Source organism: Kamptonema animale CS-326, from assembly GCF_028330895.1.
GTDB lineage: Bacteria > Cyanobacteriota > Cyanobacteriia > Cyanobacteriales > Microcoleaceae > Kamptonema > Kamptonema formosum.
Genome location: NZ_JAQMUA010000266.1, coordinates 1 through 10,293, shown reverse-complemented (window position 1 = coordinate 10,293; position 10,293 = coordinate 1). Strand labels below are relative to the sequence as shown.

Genomic DNA, 10,293 nt, shown 5'->3' with positions numbered 1-10,293 from the left:
GGCTAGGGGCTAGGGGCTAGGGGAAGAGGGGAAGAGGGGGAGATGGGGAGGATGGGAAAGAAGGGGAAGAGAGTCAATAGTTTGGGCAATAAGCTAGTGTCCTAAGCGTTGTGGCGATCGCTATAACTAACAACTAACCCCTACGATCGGAGGATCGTTATTGAGGAGCTAAAAGTTGTTGAATAGTAGCTGCCAATTGCTTCAACTTAACGGGTTTGCTAATGTAATCATTGGCCCCCGCAGCCAGACAACGATCGCGATCGCTACTCATCGCTAAGGCCGTCAGTGCTATTATCGGCACCTTCACCAAGCTAGGATCGAGACGGATTTGCTGCATAGCTTCTAGACCATCCATCCCCGGCATTTGAATGTCCATAAGAATTAGATTAGGGTTTTCCGACTTAGCCAAGGCGATCGCTTCCTCTCCATTTTTTGCTAAGACAATGCGATAGCCTTTAGCTTTCAGGTAACTGGAAACTGTACTGATATTAGCTTCGTTATCCTCTGCTAGCAAAATTAAAGGCGATGCTTTCTGTTGGGCTTCGTTGGGTTTGAGGGAAGATGAGCTCTGGGATTCTCCCTCAAAAGAGGATAGCTCAGCAGAGGATGGGTCAGCAGAGAATAGCGCACCGGCAGTGCTGGGAAGGTCGATTGTAAAGCAACTTCCAGACCCCACCTTACTTGTTAGCCCCACCTGCCCACCGTGCAGTTCCACAATCCGTTTGACCAAGGCAAGCCCCAAGCCTGTCCCATCATATTGGCGGTTAAGGGCGCTATCGATTTGGATAAAAGGCTGGAACAGTTTGTTGATATTTTCTGGGGCAATGCCGATGCCTGTATCTATGATGGCAATTCGCAGATAATCCTTGATCTCCAACCCCTGTTCCTGGGATTTTAGACCCAATTCCTGCTCGAATGGGGTCTGATATACCCTGACTTTAGTTATCCCCTTGAGTGGGAAGGCGGCTAGAACTGTTGCCCGCCTTTGATGACTAACTTCTAGGGTGATGCGTCCTCCCTCTGGGGTGAATTTGACGGCGTTATTGAGCAGGTTAATTAATACTTGGCGGATGCGGCGTTCATCAATTAATAAGTCGGGTACATTGGCTGGTAGTTTAATCTCTAGCTGAAGGCGTTTTTTCAGAGCTTGTTGTTTGATAAATGCCAGACTGGATTGACAAAGACGACTGATGGAAACTGAGGTATATTCCAGTTCCATTTGACCGGATTCAATTTTGGCGACATCTAAAATGTCGTTGATTAACTCTAACAAGTGAGTGCCACTGCGCTCAATAGTTTCTAAAGCTTTGATTTGGGGGTCGTTGACGATGCCAAAAACTCCCTCTTGTAGCCCTTCAGTCATACCCAAAATCGCGTTCAGAGGAGTGCGAAGTTCGTGGCTCATGTTGGCAAGAAACTCGTCTTTGAGGCGGGTGGCGCGGGCAAGTTCTTCGTTAGATATGGCGAGTTGTTGGTTGCGCTCGGTGATTTGCTGTTGGGCTTGTTGTCTTTCGATCAGTTCTTGCTGCAACTGCTCAAATAAACTAGCTTGCTGAATAGCGATCGCTAACTGGTTAGCAATTTGTTGTAAGAGTTGCGCTTCTGACTCTTGCCATACTCGTTTTTCTCCGCAAGCATGAACGACTAACACCCCCCAAAGCTTGTTAGTTTCCCCAGGAGAAATCCAGCGGTTGTTTTCGCTACTGCGTACTTCTTGCAGGATAGGTGCAACGATTTTGGACTGAATTTGACCTGCGAGGGAGTATTCTACCAAGCAATTTGTCCAGATATCGGTCATCACATCGGGGACGATGCGGGGTTTGCCTTGCCAGTAGCATTCCAGGATTTCTGGAGACCAGACTTCATTATCCCAGTGGCGATCTTTGAGTATCGGCAACTCACTAGATACAGCTTCTTCGACAATTCGACCTCTGCCATCGCCAAATACCCGGAACACAATAGCGCGATCGCCTCCCAAGATTTCTTTGACTTGCTGGGTCACAGTCGCCAAAATTTGCTTAATATCCAATGATTCGCGAATTTGCTGGACGATCTCTCCTAAAGTTCGCTGCCTTTGTAATTGTAAAGCGATCGCTTCTTCTGCTTGTTGGCGGATGACTAATTCCGATTGCACTTGTTCGTAGAGGTCAGCTTGCTGAATGGCGATCGCTAACTGGTTGGTAATTTCCTGAATAAAGTTAATTTCCGTCGGTTGCCAATGTCGCGGACTTGAACATTGGTGAATGCAGAGTAAGCCCCATAATTCTTTTCCGCCCAGCAAGGGCAGGATCAAGTTTGCCCGTACCTGAAACTGTGATAAAATATCCTTGTGGCAATCTGATAAAGTGGCATTCTGAATATCATCGGTAGCTTGAATTCGCCCTTGTTGATATAGTTCGGAAAACTGTTCGCCGAAACAGCGATCGTGAACTCTGATTTTTAGGACTGACATAAATTCTGGGTCTACAGATTCAGAGACGAACTCACCATCATTGAAGCCAGAATCACGATTAAACTTGAAAATGCCAACTCGATCTGCTTGCAAAAATCGACGAATTTCCTCAGTAGCAGTCTCAAAAATAGTCTGTAAATCTAGGGATTTTCGGATTCGCCCAGTTATTTCTCGTAGTAGCGTTTCTCGCTGGGCCTGTTGTTGAATAATTTGCTCGGCTTGTTTGCGATCGGTGATATCTTGAAACATCCCTACCACACCAATAACATTATCTGCCCAGTCGAGCAGGGGGGCTTTGTGGGTTTCAATCAATCTTTGTTCGCCACTGGGTAGGATCAAGGTTTCTTCGATCCCTAAATCACCTTCACCAGATTCCATCACGCGCCGATCGCTGGCACGATAGGCGATCGCCTGGGCTTCTATTGGTGAAAGATCGAAATCAGTTTTACCAATAATCTCGGTGGTCAAAGTCAAGTTTAGGCTTTTAGCTAACTGATGATTGCATCCTAAAAAGACAGAATCTCGATTTTTCCAAAATAAGGGCAGGGGGATTGTATCGAGTACCGTTTGCAAAAACTGCTGCGATTCCTGCAAAGCCTTCTCAGCCTGTTTGCGATCGCTGATATCTACTAATACACAAATGGTTTGATCCTCTGAACCGGGAAGGAGTGCGGCTCCGATCAGAACAGAAATCCGGCTACCATCCTTACGGTAGTATTCTTTTTCCCAAGGAGCGATCGCACCATGCTCCATCAGGTATTCCATTGCAGCAATATCAGCGGGGACATATTTGGGTGGGGTCATTGCATCCCAATGGATCGTTCCCGCATCAAGTTCCTCTTTGGTGTAGCCAACCATTTGTAAGAAGCGATCGTTGGCATCGATAATGTGTCCTTGGAAATCGGCAAATACCATGCCGACTACACTCGAATCAAAGACTCGGCGGAAGCGAATTTCACTGCTTTGCAGGGCGAGTTCAGTTTGTTTGCGATCGCTGATATCCGATAAAATTCCCTGGATACTAACTAATGCCCCTTCAGCATCAAGCACGGGTGTGGCACTGGTTCTCACCCAGACATAATTGCCATCTCGGTGGCGATGTCGGAACTCAGAATTACTTGACTTTTTACCAAGTTGGAGATTCTGCCTATGATCGCTAGCCACTAAATGGCGATCTTCTGGATGCACGAGATCTATAAATGGCTTTCCAATCCATTCACTCTCATCCCAGCCAAAAATAGTCTTGAATTGCGGTGAGAGGTAAACAAGTGTGCCATCGGTTTGACATGACCAAATTACATCGTTGCCGTCTTCTACCAATCGCCGGAATTTAGCTTCACTCTCTGCTAATTGGGATTCTATTTGTTTGCGATCGCTAATATCGCGACAGACACAAATCAATAATCCATCGTCAGTGAGGGTGAGTGATAGCCCTTCAGCAAAAGTAGAACCATCTTTGCGGGTGGCGATCGCCTCTCCTTGCCAAGCGCGATCGCGTTCCAGCATGGGAAAGACTTCCCGCTCAAACCGTTCTAACTCCTCTGGGGAATACAAACCTTTCCAGGTTTTGCCTACGAGTTCTTCAGGCTGTTTGTAGCCAAATAGTTCTAGATGGGCTTGATTCAAATAGAGGTAGCTCTCTCCTTGCATAATCCCAATGCCATCGATCGCTGCTTCAATGGCTGCTAGTTGCTGAGTCATAGCCTGCTCTGTCTGTTTGCGATCGGTAATGTCTTGAATCAGAGCGAGTGTATAATTCTGTTCGTCCTTGCTGGATAGAACAGACGTGGAAATGGAGATAGTGCGTTTTTGTCCATCTTGACGCTGGATTTCCCTTTCCTGGGCGGTGATGCTTTGCCCTTCTCGCATCTGTAGCAGGCAAGCGATCGCCACTTCTTGAGCTTCTGGATTCAGGTATAAGGTTTGGTACCATCCCAGACGGTTAATTTCTTCTAAGGTGTAACCCGTAATCGCTTGCATTTGCTGATTCCAGACTGTGAAGCGGATAAAGGGAAATTCCTCAATTTCATGGAAAACGCACAGCCCTTCTGCCATGTTTTCTACAATTTGTTGACGGAAAATATTTTCCTGCTGGAGCGTTTCTTCCGCCAATTTGCGGGCGGTAATGTCGAAGCGAATAGCGAGATACTGAAAAGGTCGTCCGCCTTCGTCCAAAAAGGGGACGATGGTGCTAGCAACCCAGTACAGACCACCGTTTTTGGTGCGATTGCAAACTTCACCGCGCCAAATTTGACCGCTGGAAATGATGCCCCACAGGTCTTGGAAAAAAGCGGGGGAATGGTAGCCAGAGTTGACCATGGCATGGGTGTGACCGAGCAGTTCATCGCGAGAGTAGCCAGAAATTTCGCAGAAGCGATCGTTAACGTAGGTAATCACTCCTTTTATATCGGTAATGGCGACAATAGCGGAATGATCGAGGGCGAGTTTGAAAGCGGAGAGTTCTTGAATTAACTGTTGTCGTTCGATTTCTGCTTGTTTGCGATCGCTAATATCAAAGTTAACCCCAATCATGCTCTGAGGATTACCTTGGGCATCTCGTGCTACCACTCCATAAGCTTTAATAAAGTGGATGCTGCCATCGGGATGCACGACTCGAAATTCAGTATCAAATTCAGCCTCTCCTAAGACGGCTTGCTGGATTAATGTTTCGTTGAAGAGGCGGTCATCGGGATGCAGCCCGTTTGCCCAAATTTCGTAGACCACAGGGGAATCAGATGATTTCGTGACTCCATAGAGTTCGTACATCCGTTCATCCCAAAGGATGGCGTTTTGTACAATGTCCCATTCCCAACAGCCAATCGCCGCAGATTTGAGGGACAAGGCCAGACGTTCCGATAGTTTTTGCCGTTCGAGTTCAGCTTCTTTGCGATCGCTAATATCAAAGTTGATCCCAAACATACTATGGGGATTGCCTTGGGCATCTCGAATTACCACGCCATTGGCTTTAATAAAGTGGATGCTGCCATCAGGATCGACGATTCGATACTCGGTATCGTATTCTGCCTGTCTCAAGACAGCTTGGTGAAGCAATGTTTCCATGGAGATGCGGTCATCAGGATGTACCCTATTTGCCCAAATTTCGTAGGCTACAGGCGAATTAGAGGATTCTGCGAGCCTAAATAGTTCGTGCATCCGCTCATCCCCAAGGATGGTGTTCTGTTCAATGTCCCATTCCCAACAACCGATCGCCCCAGATTTGAGGGACAATGCCAGACGATCTGATAATTTTTGTAGTTCTGCTTCGGCTCGTTTGCGATCGCTAATATCTTTGGCGATGCCTAAAAAGCCGATAATTTGCTGATTGACATCTTTGAGGGCGGTGATGGATAGCCACACAGGAAATCGATACCCATCCTTGCGGATATAGCTCCATTCTTCTTCGCTGACAATACCTCGGCGGGCTTTGGCAACAAACACCTCAAAGCCAGGAGGAATATTTTGCCCCAGTTCAATAGAGAGCAAAGCTGCCCGATCGATGACTTCGTTGATATCGTGGAGGCCTGCGGGGGTGACTTTGCCTACCATTTCGGCGGCACTGTAACCCAGCATCCTTTCAGCACCAGCATTAAAGGTCTGAATAATGCCATTGGGGTCAGTGGAGATGATGGAATAATCAGCACCATCGAGGATAGCGCGTTGCAGGCTGTTGACTTGCCAAAGCTCTTGGGTGCGTTCTGCGACTTTGGCTTCTAGCTGTTGGTTGAGTTGGTGCAGTTGTCGCTCGGCCTGTTTGCGATCGCTAATATCTCGAATCATAAACAGGGCTTCATCTTCGCCGCTCTTGACCACTCTGACTTCTTCATCTTGGAAGCGATCGCCAATCTGTACCTGTTGTTCGTAAACTTGTAACTCTCCTGTCTGTAAGGCTTGGTTTAGGTAGTGTAGATGTCGGGCTGCAATTTCTGGTGGCATGATGTCCACCATTGCTAAACCAGCAGTATCTAAATCTACGGGGAGAAAGTCGATCTCGCGATTGGGTGTCACGCCCCCCTGATAGATACCATTGGCATCAGTGCGAAACATGAAATCCGGAATTGCTGCTAATATGGCTCGGCTTTGGGCTTCGCTCTGGATCAGGGCGGCTTCGGTAAGTTTGCGATCGCTAATGTCTCGAATCATAAACAGGGCTTCATCGTCGCCGCTCTTGATGATGCGGATTTCTTCATATTGGATGCGATCGCCCACTTGGACTTGTTGTTCGTAGATTTGCAATTCCCCTGTCTGCAAAGCCTGCTGCAACTGGTGAATCTGTTGTTTTGCCAAGTCTGTGGGCAATACTTCAGCGATCGACCGACCCGCGATCTCAAAATCTTGAGGGAATATAGCAATCTCACGATATGGACTAACGAGCTCGCGGTAAACCAGATCGGCTCCAACCCGAAGCATGAGATCTGGAATGGCGGCTAAAACGGCACGACTCCGGGCTTCGCTGGCTGCTAAGGCAAATTCGGCTTGTTTGCGATCGCTAATATCTCGTACCAGTGCTAAAACTTCGTCTTTGCTATAGGGGACAATCCGTACTTCTTCGATTTGTTTTTTGCCCTCAATGTAGAGTTCTTGTTCGTAAATCTGGATAGAATTCATTTCTAGCGCCCGTTGGATAAAATCCATACGTTTTTGTGCCTGTTCGGGAGGCAGGCTGGCAGACACATGGCTGCCGACGATCTCAGACAAATTACCCAGTACGTGAAAGTTAGAATATGTGGTGACAAATTCAAGGTAGATACCTGCCCGATCGATCCGCATGATCAAGTCGGGGATGGCAGTAATTAAGGCTCGGCTTTGGGCTTCGCTCTGGATCAGGGCGGCTTCAGCAAGTTTGCGATCGCTAATATCCCTAGCAATTTTTGATGCGCCAACGATCTTTCCAGTCGCATCTTTAATAGGAGAAACTGTTAACGAAATATCAATTAACTTTCCCTCTTTGTTTTGTCGTAAAGTTTCATAATGATGAACGACTTCTCCTTGCTGAATTTTTTCCAGAATGAATGATTCTTCATTTCTGAGTGCAGTGGGAATCAGTAGGAGTATCGATTGACCAATAACTTCCTGAGCCTGATAACCAAATAGTTTTTCTGCGCCTTTATTCCAGCTAACGATCGTGCCATCTAAAGTCTTACTGATGATGGCATCCGCAGACGACTCAACAATAGCTGCTAGTTGAGATAGGGCGACTTCTACTTGCTTGCGATCGCTAATATCTGTCACCGTGCCTACATAGCCAATTACTTCCCCTTCTACATCCAGTTCGGCAACAGACTGCCCATACACCCACGTCACCCCACCGTCGGAGCGTTGAAAGCGGTATTCGAGCTGGAAGGGACGATCTTCCTGAATAGATTGCTGCCATTCAGTGGCGATCGCCTCGCGATCGTCAGGGTGTAGGCCTTGTCGCCATCCTTTGCCAGCGGCGGTTTTGGGGTTAAGCCCGCTGATCTGACACCAACGATCGTTAACATAGATGCAGTTGCCCGCAGCATCGGTGCGAAAAATCCCCACTGGCGCTGCTTCGACTAGGGTGGCGTAGCGTTCTTCGCTTGCTTGGAGGTGGGCTTCCGCAAGTTTGCGATCGGTAATATCTGTAACTGTGCCCAAATAGCCGATCGTTTCCCCATTGGCATCTCGTTCGGCGACGGACTGCCCATAGACCCACGTCACTCCACCGTCGGGACGTTGAAAGCGATATTCGAGCTGAAAAGGCTGTTGGTCTTGGATGAATTGCTCCCATTCGGCGATGACCCAATCGCGATCGTCGGGGTGTACCGCTTGTTGCCATCCCATCCCAATGGGAGTTTCTGGTGCGATTCCGGTGATCTCAAAGCAGCGATCGTTGATATATGTGCATAGCCCCGCATCGTCGGTGCGAAAAATCCCCACTGGAGCCGCAGCAGCAAGGGTAGCATAGCGTTGTTCGCTCTCTCGCAGGCGGGCTTCGGCTTGCTGTCGTTCCGTCAGTTCTTCCTGCAATTTTTGGTGGGTGGTGGCTTGCCCAAGGGCGATCGCTAGATGCAATGATAAGGCTTGCAGCAGTTCGACTTCTTCTGGTTGCCACTCGCGGGCGTGTTGGCTTTCGCTGGCATTGAGCAAGCCCCACAACTCATCGCCACACAACAGGGGTACGATAATTTTGGCTCGTGTCTGGAGGCGGATCAGCATCTCTCGATGACAGTCTGACATTTCGGTTGTGGAGGTATCCGTTACGACGCGAACCCGTCCCTGGCGATAAATCTCAGCCTGTTCTTGCTTAAAGCAGGTATCGTCGATCCGTTCGCCGAGCAGAGAAAGGGACGAGTCGGTAGACTCTGCTACGGCAATGGTTTGCCAGTCGGCTTCAAATTGCCAAATATTGACGCGCTCGCAGCCGAGCACTTGCCGCACCTGCTCTACGGTTGTATCCAAAATTGTTTGCAGGCTCAGGGAGGATCTAATTTGCGCGGCGAGATCTGCTACTAATTTCTCTCGTTGTACCTTGGTGTTAAGAGCGGCTGTGCGGGCTTCAACTTGCTGCTCTAGGAGATTCTCCAGCAGTTGCACCTTCTCTGTTTCTAGGCGCACTACTTTTTGTTCCAACATCTCCGCTAGTTTGTATATCTCTAGCGGGTTGATGGCTTGCAGTAAACTGGTCTGGGTGACGATGCCCAATAGCTCCCCCTGCTCCCCTGTCACTGCTAACCGCCGGATTGAGTGCTGCTCCATCTTCTGCTGCACAGTCCAGAGCGAATCGTCGGTTCTAACAGCAAAAATCGGCGTACTCATTACCGACTGAGCTAGATTGGTTTGCAGGTTCAAGGCCAAGGCCTGAAATTGTACAATATCCCGCTCGGTTACAATTCCCACCGGTATTCGCAGAGGTTCAGTGGGGCTACTACTTGATTCCACAATCATCACGGAACTGACGCGGTGGTTTGCCATCAGTTGAGCGATCGCCAGCATGGAACTATCTGGTGGGGCACAAATGACTTTACTGGTCATTACTTCCGATACCAGCCGCAACCTTAAGAGGTCTGCGGGGCGCGAGGTTTGCCGCAGACTTTCATGAGTTATCATCCCCACTAACCGATCCTGCTCATCTGTGACGGGCAAATGGCGAATGTGGTGCTGCTGGAGCAGATCGATCGCTAAAAATATATCGGTAAAGGCAGACTCGCGTAGGGTGACGACTGGAGATGCCATCACCTCCGCGATCGCCAAATGCTCTAAGGAACGCTGCTGGGCGCTCAGTCGCACCATGTCTCGCTCTGTGACAATACCGAGCAACTGCTCGTCTTGTGCCACTAATACGCAGCTCGATCGCGCTTCTAGATGGAGTTGCCCATTCCCATTTCTGACCGTATCACAGATAGCCCGCATCCCGCTCATCTGGGCGATCGCATCTATCACCGTTGTATCAGGCGAAACCACTAAGGGTTCGCGGACGATCGCAGCCCTGAGTTCTGCTGGAGTGAGAGCCGTAGTACGAATGAACATGATTAATAGGGTTTTATTGTTGTTTATTCCCTTAAAACTTCGCCTTAAAAATCTGAACTGATAGCGGAGCGCTGCACCAGCCATAGGAAGGAGCAGAGTTTAATTATCTCTACTACATTCTATATTATTTATTTACAGTTTCCTGGTAAATGAAATCAGTTAGGAAAAATTTGCAACTGTAAGCTAGCGCTCTTTCCTCATTCTGCTGATTCTCTAAAAACTATCTGGAAGGTAAATTATTCTAATACTTCTAATACTAATTCTCCCCTTTATTAGTAATAATCCGTCATTGCGAAAAGCCGAAGCCGCGAGCGAAGCGTGGCGGGAAGCGAAGCAATCGCAGAGACTAGGCG

General features: G+C 48.4%; 1 protein-coding gene. It reads right to left on the bottom strand.

The genetic code is table 11. The features are described from left to right. Positions 1-157: 157 nt before the first annotated feature. On the bottom strand, positions 158-9,940 hold the full coding sequence (locus PN499_RS15455) for a PAS domain S-box protein (protein ID WP_334311690.1): 9,783 nt from the start codon (positions 9,938-9,940) through the stop codon (positions 158-160). Positions 9,941-10,293: the final 353 nt, after the last annotated feature.

Excerpts from the sequence above, each read along its gene's own strand:
- PN499_RS15455 (WP_334311690.1), bottom strand. The coding sequence starts at position 9,940 with ATGTTCATTCGTACTACGGCTCTCACTCCAGCAGAACTCAGGGCTGCG.